Origin of the sequence: Saccharibacillus sp. CPCC 101409 (assembly GCF_030518235.1) — a bacterium.
GTDB lineage: Bacteria > Bacillota > Bacilli > Paenibacillales > Paenibacillaceae > Saccharibacillus.
In genome coordinates this window covers 174,511-188,019 of record NZ_JAULSA010000007.1, presented here as the reverse complement: position 1 = coordinate 188,019, position 13,509 = coordinate 174,511, and the positions used below count along the sequence as shown (strand labels likewise).

14 protein-coding genes are annotated in these 13,509 nt (G+C 61.3%); 6 read left to right on the top strand and 8 right to left on the bottom strand.

All coding sequences use genetic code 11. The features are described 5' to 3' along the window. The first annotated feature begins 35 nt into the window (after positions 1-35). A complete protein-coding gene (locus QWJ34_RS16655; RefSeq protein ID WP_302729558.1) occupies positions 36-1,043 on the top strand; it encodes a hypothetical protein in 1,008 nt (335 codons plus the stop codon). A gap of 319 nt (positions 1,044-1,362) precedes the next feature. Here QWJ34_RS16655 and QWJ34_RS16650 read toward each other — a convergent pair whose 3' ends face one another. From QWJ34_RS16650 to QWJ34_RS16640, 3 genes are read right to left on the bottom strand one after another with little or no spacing between them, the layout of a single operon-like run. Continuing rightward, on the bottom strand, positions 1,363-1,551 hold the full coding sequence (locus tag QWJ34_RS16650) for a hypothetical protein (RefSeq protein WP_302729557.1): 189 nt from the start codon (positions 1,549-1,551) through the stop codon (positions 1,363-1,365). 14 nt (positions 1,552-1,565) lie between these two features. Continuing rightward, positions 1,566-2,021: a DUF4385 domain-containing protein gene (locus tag QWJ34_RS16645; protein ID WP_302729556.1), complete on the bottom strand. Its 456-nt coding sequence runs from the start codon at positions 2,019-2,021 to the stop codon at positions 1,566-1,568. Between the two features lie 48 nt (positions 2,022-2,069). Beyond that, positions 2,070-3,143, bottom strand: coding sequence for a lactonase family protein (locus tag QWJ34_RS16640; protein WP_302729554.1), 1,074 nt, complete (start codon positions 3,141-3,143; stop codon positions 2,070-2,072). 399 nt (positions 3,144-3,542) lie between these two features. Here QWJ34_RS16640 and QWJ34_RS16635 point away from each other — a divergent pair, with 399 nt between their 5' ends. From QWJ34_RS16635 to QWJ34_RS16615, 5 genes are all read left to right on the top strand, one after another. Then, positions 3,543-4,472 carry an ArsR/SmtB family transcription factor gene (locus tag QWJ34_RS16635; RefSeq protein WP_302729552.1) on the top strand — a complete coding sequence of 310 codons (930 nt, stop codon included), beginning with the start codon at positions 3,543-3,545 and terminating at the stop codon, positions 4,470-4,472. Positions 4,473-4,489: 17 nt separating this feature from the next. Then, positions 4,490-5,656: a MerR family transcriptional regulator gene (locus QWJ34_RS16630; protein WP_302729550.1), complete on the top strand. Its 1,167-nt coding sequence runs from the start codon at positions 4,490-4,492 to the stop codon at positions 5,654-5,656. Between the two features lie 159 nt (positions 5,657-5,815). Then, on the top strand, positions 5,816-6,403 hold the full coding sequence (locus QWJ34_RS16625; RefSeq protein ID WP_302729549.1) for an RNA polymerase sigma factor: 588 nt from the start codon (positions 5,816-5,818) through the stop codon (positions 6,401-6,403). Next, entirely contained in the window at positions 6,375-7,079 is a 705-nt protein-coding gene (locus tag QWJ34_RS16620) for a hypothetical protein (protein WP_302729547.1), read from the top strand. The genes QWJ34_RS16625 and QWJ34_RS16620 overlap by 29 nt, the downstream gene beginning before the upstream one ends. Positions 7,080-7,208: 129 nt before the next feature. Then, the gene (locus QWJ34_RS16615) at positions 7,209-8,585 is read left to right on the top strand and encodes an amidohydrolase (RefSeq protein WP_302729545.1); all 1,377 of its coding nucleotides are present in this window, start codon (positions 7,209-7,211) and stop codon (positions 8,583-8,585) included. Between the two features lie 67 nt (positions 8,586-8,652). Here QWJ34_RS16615 and QWJ34_RS16610 read toward each other — a convergent pair whose 3' ends face one another. The 5 genes from QWJ34_RS16610 to QWJ34_RS16590 form a co-directional block, all read right to left on the bottom strand. Next, the gene (locus tag QWJ34_RS16610; RefSeq protein WP_302729543.1) at positions 8,653-8,925 is read right to left on the bottom strand and encodes a hypothetical protein; all 273 of its coding nucleotides are present in this window, start codon (positions 8,923-8,925) and stop codon (positions 8,653-8,655) included. Between the two features lie 184 nt (positions 8,926-9,109). Beyond that, a complete protein-coding gene (locus tag QWJ34_RS16605; RefSeq protein WP_302729541.1) occupies positions 9,110-10,549 on the bottom strand; it encodes a hypothetical protein in 1,440 nt (479 codons plus the stop codon). 31 nt (positions 10,550-10,580) lie between these two features. Then, positions 10,581-11,093, bottom strand: coding sequence for a sigma-70 family RNA polymerase sigma factor (locus tag QWJ34_RS16600; RefSeq protein WP_302729539.1), 513 nt, complete (start codon positions 11,091-11,093; stop codon positions 10,581-10,583). Between the two features lie 200 nt (positions 11,094-11,293). Beyond that, positions 11,294-12,787 carry a hypothetical protein gene (locus tag QWJ34_RS16595; RefSeq protein ID WP_302729537.1) on the bottom strand — a complete coding sequence of 498 codons (1,494 nt, stop codon included), beginning with the start codon at positions 12,785-12,787 and terminating at the stop codon, positions 11,294-11,296. 20 nt (positions 12,788-12,807) lie between these two features. Beyond that, complete coding sequence (locus QWJ34_RS16590) at positions 12,808-13,332, bottom strand: sigma-70 family RNA polymerase sigma factor (RefSeq protein WP_302729535.1); 525 nt, start codon at positions 13,330-13,332, stop codon at positions 12,808-12,810. Positions 13,333-13,509: the final 177 nt, after the last annotated feature.

Genomic DNA, 13,509 nt, shown 5'->3' with positions numbered 1-13,509 from the left:
ATACGAGGGTTTACGCGAGAGGAAGGCGAATCGGGATGGAAACGTACATCTGGGCGGCCGCGGCCGCTTTTGCCATATGGATCTACGAACAAACGCGCAAAGCGCTGAGCCGCAGAGCGCAGCACCGCGAACACCGGCTGCGCTTCGCGCTCGAAGCGTACGGCTCGGCGGTCGCCCTGGCCGAGGAAAAGCTGGCCGCGGAGCGCAAACCGGCCGCGGAATTGGACAGCCGGCTGCGCGGCGGGCTGCATATCTGCCAGGGCATCCAGGGCTTCACGCCGGAGCTGGACGGCCATATCGCGCTGTATCTGGACGGCGGCGAGCAGGACCGGCTGCCGCAGCTGCACGACGCGCTGCACCGCGAGCTGGAACGCACCCGCCACGAGCTCGGCGAGCTGCTGGAACGCGAGGAGCGCCCGTCGTGGGGCGGAGGTTTTCTCCGGCTGCTGAAGCCGGCGCTTGCGCCCGCGCTGCTGGGCGGCGCGGCTGCCGCCGGGATGCAGTTCGCCCGGGAGCCGGAGCTTGACGGCTCCCCGCTCCTTCCGTTGTGCCGCCTGCTGTCCTGGCTGCTGGCGGCACTGCTCGCCGCCCGGCTGCTTGAGCCGGGCTACCGGGCCGAACGGCCCGCGCTGCGGCGGCTGCTGCCGCTGGCGGCGGCGGCTCCGGCGCTGCTGAACCCGGCGCTGGGCGCGGAAGCGGCGCCGTGGCTGCTGGGCGCGCAGCTGGCGCTCGCGGCGTTAGGCTTCGCCGCGCTGCGCCCCGCCGCCGCCAAGCGGCGGGAGCGCCCTTACGCCGGGCGCTCGCCGCAGCTGCGCCCGGCTTCGGCGCAGCCGGAAGGTCTCCCGGCCCGCGGCAGCCGGGCCGAAGGCACTGCCGCGCCGACGCCGGACGGCGCGCACGAGCAGGCCGCGCCGCAGCCGCGCAGCCGCGCGGCCCGCTCCGAAGCGCCGGCGCAAAGCGGCACCGCTTCGGCCGCGGAGACCCGCGGCGGCGAAGCCGGCCCGGCCGAACAGGAGACGGCCTTGTCTCCGCGCCGGGCCTGATCTTCAACGCTTAAACGCTTGCAAATTCAAAGCGACCGGATCGCTTTCGATCCAATCGAAGCCGGATGCGCACCCGCGGCATCCGGCATGCGCTATTCGTCTACCCGCAATCTTCCTCTTGCCCCCATTGATGCATATCCGCAGCAAATTTGCGCAATCCCTGTCCAATTCTTTTTAAAAAGCCGGATTCCCTTCGAAAATAATGCCAATAGGCAACAATCGTATATTTTTTATCGCAAAAAGCCGGATTTAATGCGCATATGCAGCAATGACACAGCGCCGGCTTCTTTTCCACGCCAAAAGACCTTCGTCTACCGCTTTAAAAACGGGAAACGAAGGTCCTTTTTATAACAATCCAAAAGTAAACAAGAAGTCTTCCGACACCTGTACATTGACCGCGTTCGAGATGAGGTTTACGGGCGAAACCGAACATCGAATTGAAACCAGTTACCGTTCCGTCGATCGCGCGGCCCGGCACTTTTCCACCTCTCGCTTCCCGTTCCTTCATCCGTACTTTCTCCCTCAACCGGTTTCGTAATCGCTTATATGACGCTCTTTCATCCGCAAATAGTCGGCGTCGGTCTTCGCTTTCTCCCATACTTCTTTAAAAATCGCCGCGGATTCCGCTTTGGCGGGGTCGCCTTTTTGCAGGGACAGCGTGCCGTTCTCCGCGTATTTGCGGCCGCCTTTGTAGTTGGTATAGCGTCTGGCGCGGGTATAGCCCATCTGGAGAAACTTGCGCGCCATGTCCATGCCGACGAAATCGTCCGCCTTTTTGTAATCCAGGAACATCGCATAAATTTTCTCCGACGATTCGCGCGCGATGTCGGGAGTCTTGAAGCGCCAGTGCGGCAGGATCTCGTTCTTGTAAGGCTGGACCATCAGCACGCCCTGCTCGCCGCGGCCGACTGTATACAGCTCGGGACGCTCGCGCAGATCCAACTGCTCGTAGTCCAGGTCGTAGTCGAATTTTTTCATCCCGCGCTCTCCTCTCCTTCTTTCTCGCGGTTCTCGCGGTTCTCGCTGTTACGCGCCCTGCGACCCTTCCGGAACCGGAAGTTTGCAGATGCAGACCGGGCGGTTCGCGTTCAGTTCGAAGCCCGTCGGCGTCAGCTCGCCCGTCTCCCGATTGATCAGAAAAGACACAATATTTCCGCTGTCCTGATTCGCCACCAGCAGATGACTGTCGACGATCGCAAAGTGGCGCGGCTCCGCTCCGTGAACCGGCACCCTGCCTTGAAACACCAGGCGGCCGCTGTCCGGGTCGATATTGAAGCGGACGATGCTGTCGTGCCCCCGGGTCGACGCGTATACAAAACGGCCGCAGGTGGAAACAGCGACATGCGCCGCGGTGCTGACCGGATCGTCCATTTCGTCTTCCGGCAGCAGCTCCGCCTGATCCAGCAGCTTGAGCCGGCCGTTGTGCGCTTCGTACTCGAACATGGCGACCGTGCTGTTCAGCTCGCCGGTGACGTAAGCCCAATTACGGCGCGCATGAAACGTCAGCGTTCTCGGACCGGTTCCCGGCGGAAGCTCCGTTTCTCCCTGTTTGAACAGCCGGCCGTCCTCCAGCGTATACTTGACGATCCGGTCGGTGCCCAGATCAGGCACGAACAGATACGCGCCGTCCGGCGAAGGCACAAACGCGTGCGGATGCGGTTCGCTCTGCCGCTGCGCATTCACGCTGGAGCCGAAGTGGTTCACATGCGTCGCTTCGTCCAGCCCGCCCTGGTCCCGGATGCCGAACGCGACCACGCCGCCTCCGTAATTGGCCGCGAGCAGCGCTTTGCCGTCCGGCGTCAGCGCCAGGTGGCACGGATACGCGCCCTCCGACGGCTTGCGGCAGATCATATGCAGCTCTTTGGTCCGGTCGTCGATGGAATACGCGAAGATTTCGCCTTTCTCCACTTCGCTTACCGCGTAGAGATTGCGTCCGTCCGGGCTCACGGTCAAATAAGACGGATTCTCGATCCCCGCCGTTCCCGCCACGATTCTCATCTGCCCCGTATCCGAATTCAAGGCGCACAGAAATAAACTTTCCGTCTCTGAAGGCGAATAAGTTCCCACATAGAAAAAACATTCCCGTTCTGGTGACGTCATAACCGTTCTCCTTTTGAAAGAGGTTAGGCCGTGTACGCAAACTCAGCGACGTGCATCTTTAGCTGCCTTTTCGCCCTCCTCTACGTCACGTTTCCTTGACGTGCCCCGGCACGCCTTCGAAAAAGTTCCTTGATGAGAACAAAAATTCAGCTAAATCTGCGTCCTTCGGAGTTTGCGTACACGCCCTAGATGCGTGTCGATACTTGTTCATTATTAAAGTGCGAAACCTGCCATGAAACGAAAGCTTACGAAATTCGACCGAATCCGACAGTCGAAACGCGAGCGTTCCTTTCGATGTTCGTGCTTTTGAACGCCGCTCATTATATACTGGTAGGAAGATCAATCAGAAGACGAAGCGACAGCGGACCGTCTGAAATTTCCCACACTTTGGAGGAAACTATGGAACTGGATATCACCGAACAATCGCTGCCGGTCTACGAAGCGCTTGCCAGCAAAGTGCGCCTGAACCTGCTTGCGCTGCTCGCCGAGCGGCCGATGAATGTACGGGAGCTGGCCGAAGCCTCGGGCCTGAGCAGCGCCATTATGACCATGCACGTGCGCAAGCTCGAAACGGCGGGCCTGATTCGCACCGAGCGCGTGGCCGGACGCGGCGGCGCGCGCAAAGTCTGCTCGCTGGCCGAGGAACGGATCGAGATCCGTCTGCCGCAGCCGGGAAGCGACCGCCGCTCCGTGCATCCGGTCAGCGTTCCGATCGGGCATTTTACCGACAGCGACGTGCATCCGACCTGCGGCCTCGCCACCACGGAGCGCATGATCGGGCAGTTCGACGACCCCCGCTTCTTCCTCTCGCCGGAGCGGATGAACGCTTCGATCCTCTGGTTCGGGCAGGGATACGTGGAGTACCGCGCGCCGAACTTCCTGCTGTCCAGCCAGACGCCGGAGGAACTGGAAATCTCGATGGAAATCTCTTCCGAAGCCCCGGGCATCGACGCCCACTGGCCTTCGGATATCACGTTCCACCTGAACGGGGTCGAGCTGGGCACCTGGACGAGTCCCGGCGATTACGGCGACCGCCGCGGCAATCTGACGCCGGCCTGGTGGCCGAACGACATCAATCAATACGGGCTGCTCAAAAGGCTCAAAGTGGATCGCAGCGGTACTTATATGGACGGCACGCCGCTGTCTTCCGTTACGCTGGACCAGCTTTCGCCGCGGAGCCGGGAGTGGAAGCTGCGCATCGGCGTCAACGGCGACGCGCAGCATGTGGGCGGCGTGACGCTGTTCGGCAGCGGCTTCGGCAACTATAACCAGGATCTGCTGCTTCGGCTGTATTACCGCGACGCGGTACGGCCGGAGACGCAGGCGTAGCGGAAAAGAGGCGCACGATGCCAAGCGAAGAAGCCGGAGGCATGCGCATCAAAGAGCTGGCGGAGAAGCTCGGCCTGTCCGCGCGGTCGATCCGGTTCTACGAATCGAAAGGGCTGCTGCCGCCTTCGCGGCGTTTGGAAAACGGCTACCGCGTGTTCGACGCGGGCGACGAACGCAAGCTGAAACGGATCGCCGCCCTGCGCGAGATCGGCCTGACGGTCGAAGAGATCGGCGCCCTGCCGGATCGCGGCGACTCCGCAGCGGCCGAGGCGGCCGTGCGCTCGGCGCTGGAGCGGCGGCGTTCGATGCTGTTCGCGCAGATGACGCAGATCGGGCGGGATATCCGGACGCTCGACCGCATGCTGGAGCGAAGCGGCGATTCGGCCGAAGAATCGGTGCCCGCGTTCGCGGACCGCGAAGAAGCCTGGTTCGGCATGGCGGCGCAGCTCAAGCATATCCGCGAGCTGCACGCCGGCTGGACCGACGTGTGGGACTTCGACGCGCGCGCGGCGGAGCACGACAGCCGGGTGCTGGGCGCCGAAGGCTCGCCCGAGCACCCGCACTACGCGGCGGCGCTGGACGCCGTGTGCGCGATTACCCGGCCCGCCGCCGGCGAGCGCGGGCTGGATATCGGCGCCGGCACCGGCAATCTGGCCGGGCGGCTGTCGGAGTCCGGCGCGGACATGGCCGCGGTCGATCAATCGGCGGCGATGCTGGAGATCTGCCGCGCCAAGTTCCCCGCGCTGGACGCGCGGCCGGGCAACTTTCTGTATCTGCCGTTCGAGAGCGGCAGCTTCGACTTTGCGGTCAGCAGCTACGCTTTTCATCATCTGAGCGGCGAGCAGAAGCCGCTCGCGCTGCGGGAAATCCGCCGCGTGCTGAAGCCCGGCGGCCGCTTCTGCATCGCGGATACGATGTTCGAGCACGAGGGGCAGCGACAGCTCGCCGTCGCGGAGCTGGAGCGGCGGGCGCGCTCCGGCGGCGCGGACGGGGCCGCCGCGGCGGCCGAGCTGCGCCGCATTCGCGAAGTCCACGAAAGCAATCTGGACGAGCTGCTGGAGCTGATCGCTTCGCAGGGATGGCGGGCCGGCTTCGTCCCGGTGGCCGGCGCGGTGTATCTGGTGCACACCGGGGACGCGGAGGAAGCGCCGCGGCGGGCCGGCGTAAACGGCCCGGCAGAATGAAGATCGAAGCAGGACGGGCAGCAGGGCAGGATCGAAAGGTCGGACCGAGTTCATTTCGGTCCGGCTTTTTTCTTTGCCGATGTCGGATCGTCGATAACCAAGGCGCAAATTTGTCGTCTGTATAGGTAGAGAACGGCAAGCAGCGAAAGGAGGTCTCCGGTGGACGAGGAAGAACAGCGTATCTTGAATCTTTTTCTGAACAAGGACGAAACGGCGATTGCGGAAGCGGCGAAGCGTTACGGCGCATACTGCCGCTCCATCTCCTATAACATTCTTGGAGACAAGCGCGATGCCGAGGAATGCGTCAACGATACCTGGCTGAAGACGTGGAACGCTATTCCGCCCGGACGCCCGCGAAGGCTTTCCTTTTTTATCGGCAGAATTGCAAGGAATTTAGCATTCGATCGGTTCAAAGCGAAAAAAACGCAAAAACGCGGCGGCGAAGCGCAAACGGTTCTGCTCGAACTGGATGCCTGCCTGCCGGCGGCCGAAAGCGTGGAAGATTCGCTGCTGGAGCGGGAACTGGCGCGGGCGATCAATGCGTTTCTGCGCACGCTGCCGATGAGCGAGCGTCATCTGTTTATCGCCCGCTACTGGCACGGCGAGCCGCTGGCGCAGATCGCAAAAAGATTCGGCATGCGCGAGAATCGGGTCAAAGCCGCTTTGTTCCGCACCCGCTCCAGACTCAAAATCCATCTTGAACAGGAGGAGAATCCCGATGAACGGAAGCGATACAACGAACGGTAAAAACGGAATATCCGCTTTGGCTTCCTCGACACGAGGAGACCGCCTTTACCGCGCGATCGGCCGGATCGACGACGATCTGCTGGCCGAATACGAAGCGGCGGGCGTTCGCCCGGCCGCGTATCGCGGCTTGAAGCGTTCCGGCGCGCTCGCCGCCGCGTCCGCGGCGGTCCTGCTGGCTCTGCTGCTGGGCGGCAGACTGGGCGAAGACGTTAGAGAAACGGAACAAGCGCAGGCGCCGATTGTGATTGCAAGCGCCGAAGACGCTTCGGTGAGCAGTATCGAAGGCAGCTATATGCCCCCGGAAGACGGGTCGTATTTTTATTTTGAAGCAGTCCGAAAAGCGCTGGATAAACACGCCGGGGAAAACGTGAATTATTTCGTCGAAATCGATCTGTTTGCCGACGGAAGCAGGCTTGCCGTCAGCGATCCCAGAACCCGCGCCGAAGTGAACAGATTGAACAAACTGGGGCTCGATGTCGGCTATTCCACGGTATGGACTTACGCGGGAACGACCAAAAAGAAAGACTACGTTTACGTCTCGGGCACGTTTACGGAGGAAAAGCTGCGGAATTTCCCGGCGGCCGACGAGATCGGCTACGCGTTCCGCTTCGCTGCCGACAAAGACGGTACGCCGGACGAAAACGATTCGGCGGCGAAGCGCATAAAAATCAAATAGACGCTCGCCGATCCGCCCGTATGCCGCCCGGCCGATTGCCGGATAAATTCCCGCTTGACCTTGACGCTGCGTCAACGTGTATGTTAACTCTCGAACCGCAGCCGCACCACCCGAGAGGAGACGATAAGAATGACACAGCAAACCAATCCCGATTCCCCCGAGGCTCAATCGGGCAAAGAAGAAGCGGGCCTCGTGATCGAAGGCGCGCTGATCCTGACGATGGAAGAAGAGCAGCGGACGGAGAACGGGCCGTTCACCGGCGATATCCGTATCGCCGGCAGCCGGATCGACGCCGTCCGGGCCGGCGACGCCGGGCAGACCGGACTCCGGCGCCCGGGCGACGAAGTGATCGACGGACGCGGGCGGGTCGCGATGCCCGGCCTGATTAACGCGCATCAGCATACGCCGATGAGCCTGCTGCGCGGATTCTCCGACGATCTCAAGCTGATGGACTGGCTGGAACGCAAAATGTTCCCGGCCGAAGACCGCATGACGCCGGACGATATCGAAGCCGGCGCCAGGCTGGCGATCGCCGAGATGATCCGCTCCGGCACGACGGCTTTCGCGGATATGTATATCCATATGGACCGCATCGCCGAAGCGGTCTCGGAGACCGGCATGCGCGCTTCGCTGACGCGCGGATTGATTACCGCCGCAGACGACGGCGGACGGCGCATGCGCGAAGCGCTGGAACTGATCGACCGCTGCCAAGGAGCGGCGGACGGCCGCATCACGACCATGCTCGGCCCGCACTCGCCGTTTCTGTGCTCGCCGGAAGCGCTGCAGGAGATCGCCGCGCTGGCGGAAAGCCGCCGCATCCCGGTTCATATCCACCTGGCGGAAACGGTCGAAGAAGTATTCCTGATTCGCGAACGCCACGGCCGCACGCCGGCCGAGCATCTGCGCGAGCTCGGCATTATCGGCCCGCGCGTTCATACGCTGCTGGCCCACGCCGTGCATCTGACGCAGGGCGACATCGAACTGCTGCGCGGCATGCGCGGCGGCGTCAGCCACAATCCGGTCAGCAATATGAAGCTCGGCTGCGGCGCCGCTCCGGTGCCGGACATGCTGCGCGCAGGGATCACGGTCGGGCTCGGCACCGACGGAGCGGGCAGCGCGACCACGCTCGATATGTTCCAGGAGGTACGCGCGGCCGCCTGGATGCACAGGCTGACGGCCGGCGACCCGACCGCCTTCTGCGCTTACCGGGCGCTGCGCATGGCGACCGCCGGCAGCGCCGAGCTGCTCGGCCTCGGCGGGGAGATCGGCACGCTGACGCCCGGGAAGAAAGCCGACGTGATCCTGATCGGTCTGGACCGGCCGCATCTCCAGCCGGTTCACGATGTGTATTCGCTGCTCGCTTACGCGGCGAACGGCTCCGACGTCGAGACGGTCGTCGTCGACGGGCGCGTCCTGATGCGCGATCGGGAGCTGACCACGCTCGACGAAGAGCGCGTGCTGCGCGAAGCCGCGGGAATCGCCGCGCGGATCACGGCCGGAATCTGAATCCGGCCGGCTGCCGCGGAACCGCCGCCTTTCTTTTTTTGAGCATCACAAAAACGAACCCGCGGCGTCAATCTTCGTACGCCGCGAGTTCGTTTTCCAATTCGGTTTGTTCATTCTGAATGCGTTCGAGTTCGTCGCGCAGAGCGGGTATCGATTCCTGCTCCGGCCGGTCTGTGCCCGCCGCGGCTTCACGCTCCCCGTCGACAGCCGGATTCTCCGCCTGCGCCAATTCTTCCCGCAGACTTTCCGCCCGCTCGTTCAATTCCTCGATCCGGGATTCCAGATGCAGAATATGCGAAGCCGCCCCGGCTCCCACGTTTCCCTGCTGGGAATAGGTCATAACGATTTCCCTCCCGTCTGTGCTCGCTTTTCATTTAATACTAGACAACTCAAGCGCATCTGACAAGCGAACGGCAGACCAAAGCCGCCCTGCCGATGTAAACGGACAGGACGGCTTTCGGCTTCGATTCGATTTTTGCCGCTAACGGCTTGTCTCAATCAGCTGTTCGTTTCGCCGGCCCGGATCAAGGTTTCAGTTCAAGTTCCTGTTTGTCTTCGATCGGGCTCCAATATTCGTTCAGCGTCAGCGTTACCGGTTGGGCGTATTCTTCTTCTCCAAGTTTGAATTCGCTGCTTTGGATCAGTTTGCCTTCTTTCTCGTCCCGAAGTCCGCCGTTGGATTTAAACATATCGTGCTCGACCCCTTCCGCATCGACTAAGGTATCGCCGAACCGGAACTGAGTCGCGTTCATGAGGGTGTAATCGTTGGACTCCCCGAGCGTTTGTTCGAGGGTCAGCGTATGTTTATCTTTGTCCAGGACCGCTTTTACTTGGCCTCCGCCTCCGGAAACGATCTCGCCGGTCTTCGTGTTAAGCACCAGTTTCGTTTCCGAAAGATCCGCGGCCGATATTCCGTCGACCGACAGAACGATCGAATCCGGAGATTCGACTTTGCCGCTTTCGAACGCCAGCGTATTCTCATTGTAAAATTTACTGACAAATTGCGGATTACCGATTTCGCCGCCGTCCGCTCCGGTCAATACAAGTTTGGGCGCGATCAGGCTGAATATACTTTGGGTATTGGACTCGTCCAGACTGTAATCGAGATAAGTGCCCAGCGGAGAAAGCTCCAGTCGGTCCACATGGAAGTTCTGTCCGTCGACGGTCAGATCGCGATCGACCGCGATCGTTTCGGTTTGCTCCCGCAAAGTCTTCGATTGAACGTCGAACGGAATCTCGACCGCCGTTTTCGTTCCGCTCGGCGCTTCGAATCCGCCCGGCTGAAGCCCGAATTGCAGAGACGCTTTTTCCGGGTATTCCACTGCCGGATCAAGCTCGATATCCATAAAAGCCAGATTTTTTTCGCCGGGTTTTACTTCGTAGTCGCCGGCTCCCAGAATCCACTTGCCCTGAATCCCTTCTCCGAAATCCACATTTATATCTTCTATCGAAGCGTTCTGCGCCGTGCCGTTTTCAACCGAAACGATCAGGTACATTCGACGGCTGTCCATCGCCTCGCCCCGCAGCGTTACTTTGAATCCGTTCTGTTCGAACGAACGGTCGACAGTCGTCATATAACCGCCGATGATGGCGTCGCTGTAAGTCGTGCTCATCCCGATGCCCATATAGTCCTCGATCCGTTCCCGGCCCGCCGCCGCCTCTTCCGGCTGTGCGACCGTTGGAGCGGCCGGCTTAGCCAACGGCGAACTCGCGTTGACCGCCGCCGGCTGCGGCGCCTGGGCGTTCCCGCCCGGAATCAGCGAAGCCGATACCGCGATGATCGCGGCCGCCGCCGCGCCGGCGCCCAATCCGTAAGCGGCGCGGCGTTTGCCGGCGCGCTTCTTGCCCTGGTCGATCCCCCGGCGGACCGCCGTGTTCAATTCCATCTGTTCAATCCGCCGCGAACCGGTTTCCGATTGCTCGGCGTCACGCAGCAGCTTATCTTCTTCGTGAGTATTCGTCATGAGTATTCAACCTCCAGGTCGTTAAAAGAGATTATAAAAGTCCGCGAAGCTGCTTCAAACCTTCCCGCAGCCACGTCTTGATCGTCCCTTCCGGCTTCCTCAGCACTCTGGCGATTTCCGCCGCCGTCATTCCGTGATAATACTTGAGCGTAACCGCATGCCGGTATCTCGGCTTCATCCGTTCGAACGCGCGCTCCAGATCGATCCGGTCGCTGCTGATCATCTCTTCCGCTTTCTCCTCCAGCTTTTCCGCCGGAAAAGAACGCTTGCGCCTGCGCAGCTCGTCCATGCAGCAGTTGATAACGATGCGCACGAGCCAGGAAGAAAATACCTCCAGGTTGTTCAGCTTGCCGCGCTTGATCCATGCCCGGCAGGACGCTTCCTGCACCGCTTCGAGCGCATCCGCTTCGCTGCGCAGATAGCTGTAGGCGATCGCGTACAGCTTCCGGTGCTGCATCGCGATCCGGTTGAAAAATAAATCTTCCTCCGTCGTCGTTATGCGGCTCATCTGTGAACGGTCCGTATTGTCCGCCGTTTCCTCCATAATATGCGTTCCCCCTCTGTACGGCCGCTGCAGCGGCCCGGAATGCCGGATAACAAGATCAGGCTTTTGCAAAATCTGATGTCTGTAAGACGGCGCGCCCGGACAAAACGATTGATTTATTTTAACAAATGGAGGGAAAAGAAGCTGCAGCAGCAAAAAGACCGCTTCCATGAAGGAAACGGTCTTCGGATCGAACGTCTTTATTTCAGGCGAACGCTTGCTTCCTCGCGGATCAGCGCCGGGTAAGACCCGATCTTGAAGGTGAGCGGCTGCGGGTAATCTTCGTCTTCCAGGTAAATCTTGCTGCTTCCCGTTCCGGGCGCAGACTGCGCGTCGACGCCTTTCCCGAGCGCGCCGTTCTTATCGGCGCCCAACTTGTGCTTTACTCCTTCGCCGTCGGTGAAGTACAAGCCCAGCATTAGCTCGCGCTGGCCGATCAGGTCTTCCGCTTCAAGCGGATAATCGACCTGCAGCGTGCGAAGACCTTCCCCGGCGGGAGACACGCTGACCGTTATGCCGTCTTCCGGCGCTTTGAGCACCTGCATTTTCTCCGTATCGATCACAAAGTCCAGCTTGTTTTTATCCAGAGCGTTGACGCCGCCGACTTGGAACGAGACCGAATCCGGGTCCCGAATCCCTTGGCTGTTGTCGAAGATCATTTCGGTCGTACCGTTCGCGGCAGCCAGCACCGACCCCCAGCCGTCCCTAATCAGCGTATGCGATCGACCGTTTTTTTCCAGCAGCAGTTCGGGCAAAAAGAATGCAAAGATCGTTTTGTCGTTGACCGCTTCGTCGATCTTGTACTGCATATAAATCCGCAGCGGCGTAATCCGCACACGCTCGATCAGAATCCGTTGTCCGCCCACCGTCAGCTTTTTGGGCTCGCTGTAGACGACCTCTTGTTCCTCCGAAGCGTTCAACGGAAGCCAAACAGACGTTTCGAACGTTTGCAGCCGGTTCTTGGCCGCTTCCGATTGGCCGGATACGGCGTAAGCGCGCAGCCTGCCCTCCGTAAGTTCGGCGTCCATCGCGCCGCCGACCAGCGGGAGCGACACATACCCGTATGTCATCCGGTCGGACGAATCGTACGATTCGTAAGGATTTACGTAATCCGCCCGGACCATCGAGGCTCCCGCGGCGTCCAGCAGGTCCGGCGCGTCCAGAGACAGCTGTTCCCCGTTGGGCGCTTTGAGCGTATAGAACAGCGTCAGGCTCTGGCTGTCGCGAACCATGCCGCGAAGGCCGAGCGAATAGCCGTCCCGTTCGATCGATACATCCATTTCTTCTACGCCGCCGCGCGCCAGAGCGCTTTGGATCGCTTCGTCTTGAGCCGTTAGGCTCACAAAAGGCTCAAGCAAAGCGCCCGGTCCCGCTTCCGTTTGCGGGTTCGTTGCCGTTTGCGCCCGGACCGCGTTTCCGGCGGCGGCCGTGCTCGCTTCCGGTCCGGAAACGGGCTGCGCCGGTCCCGTGTACGCCAGGATCGCTCCGGCCGCCAGCAGCGCCGCGGCGCCCGCGCCCGCTCCGCCGAAGACCAGCGCGCGGCCGCGCCGGTCCGCGCCCCGCGCCCGCTCCAGCCCTCTGCGGATCGCGGCCGCGCGCTGCGCTTCCGCCGCTCCGCCGGCTCCTTTTGGCTGCATGCGCCGAACGGTTTCGCCGTCCTGCCGCAGCAGATCTTCTTCCCGCCGATGTTCCATCTTTTTCTCCTCCTTCGTTTTCATTCGCCGCGCTCCAGCCGCGTCCTCATCTGCTTCAGCGCCCGGTACAGCCACGTCTTGATCGTGCTTTCCGGTTTGTTCATGATGCGGGCGATCTCGCCCAGCGTCATATCGTGGGTGAAGCGCAGCGTCAGCACATGCCGGTATTTGCGCGGCATATGCGCCAGCGCCCGCTCCAGATCGATCGCGCTTGCGCTCTGCATTTCTTCCTCCGCCCGTTCTTCTCCGACCCGCTCAAGCGGTACGACCCGTTTGCGCCGCCTCAGCTCGTCCATGCAGCAGTTGATCAGAATGCGGACCAGCCAGGAATCGAACAGCGTTTCTTCCCGGAGCGATCTTCTTTTGGTCCATGCCCGAAACGAGGTTTCCTGCAGGATTTCCAATGCGTCCGCGTCGCTGCGCACGTAGCTGAACGCGATGCTGTACAGCTTCCCGCTCTGCCGGAAGATCCGTTCGAAAAACGCGGTTTCTTCGTCGGTGTGCGTGTGCGCGCCCGTTTTTTCCAGCTTCAAGATTTCGGTCATTCCTTCCCCTCTTTCCGTACGGCCTTTCCTGCCTGCTTCGTCCAAATTCACCGCTATGACGGCCCGGGGAGCCGAATAAGTTTCAACTTTTCCGTATTTCTTTCAATTGTACAACGGGCGTGTCGAACCCGGCGGCCGAAACACGGCAAAAAAAGCCGCCCGGCGGCCCCGAAGGGC

Bases quoted from the DNA above. Each gene is read 5' to 3' on its own strand.
- QWJ34_RS16650 (WP_302729557.1), bottom strand. From the start codon at position 1,551: ATGAAGGAACGGGAAGCGAGAGGTGGAAAAGTGCCGGGCCGCGCGATC.
- QWJ34_RS16620 (WP_302729547.1), top strand. From the start codon at position 6,375: ATGAACGGAAGCGATACAACGAACGGTAAAAACGGAATATCCGCTTTG.
- QWJ34_RS16605 (WP_302729541.1), bottom strand. From the start codon at position 10,549: ATGACGAATACTCACGAAGAAGATAAGCTGCTGCGTGACGCCGAGCAA.
- QWJ34_RS16600 (WP_302729539.1), bottom strand. From the start codon at position 11,093: ATGGAGGAAACGGCGGACAATACGGACCGTTCACAGATGAGCCGCATA.
- QWJ34_RS16645 (WP_302729556.1), bottom strand. From the start codon at position 2,021: ATGAAAAAATTCGACTACGACCTGGACTACGAGCAGTTGGATCTGCGC.
- QWJ34_RS16595 (WP_302729537.1), bottom strand. From the start codon at position 12,787: ATGGAACATCGGCGGGAAGAAGATCTGCTGCGGCAGGACGGCGAAACC.
- QWJ34_RS16640 (WP_302729554.1), bottom strand. From the start codon at position 3,143: ATGACGTCACCAGAACGGGAATGTTTTTTCTATGTGGGAACTTATTCG.
- QWJ34_RS16610 (WP_302729543.1), bottom strand. From the start codon at position 8,925: ATGACCTATTCCCAGCAGGGAAACGTGGGAGCCGGGGCGGCTTCGCAT.
- QWJ34_RS16655 (WP_302729558.1), top strand. From the start codon at position 36: ATGGAAACGTACATCTGGGCGGCCGCGGCCGCTTTTGCCATATGGATC.
- QWJ34_RS16635 (WP_302729552.1), top strand. From the start codon at position 3,543: ATGGAACTGGATATCACCGAACAATCGCTGCCGGTCTACGAAGCGCTT.
- QWJ34_RS16615 (WP_302729545.1), top strand. From the start codon at position 7,209: ATGACACAGCAAACCAATCCCGATTCCCCCGAGGCTCAATCGGGCAAA.
- QWJ34_RS16590 (WP_302729535.1), bottom strand. From the start codon at position 13,332: ATGACCGAAATCTTGAAGCTGGAAAAAACGGGCGCGCACACGCACACC.
- QWJ34_RS16630 (WP_302729550.1), top strand. From the start codon at position 4,490: ATGCCAAGCGAAGAAGCCGGAGGCATGCGCATCAAAGAGCTGGCGGAG.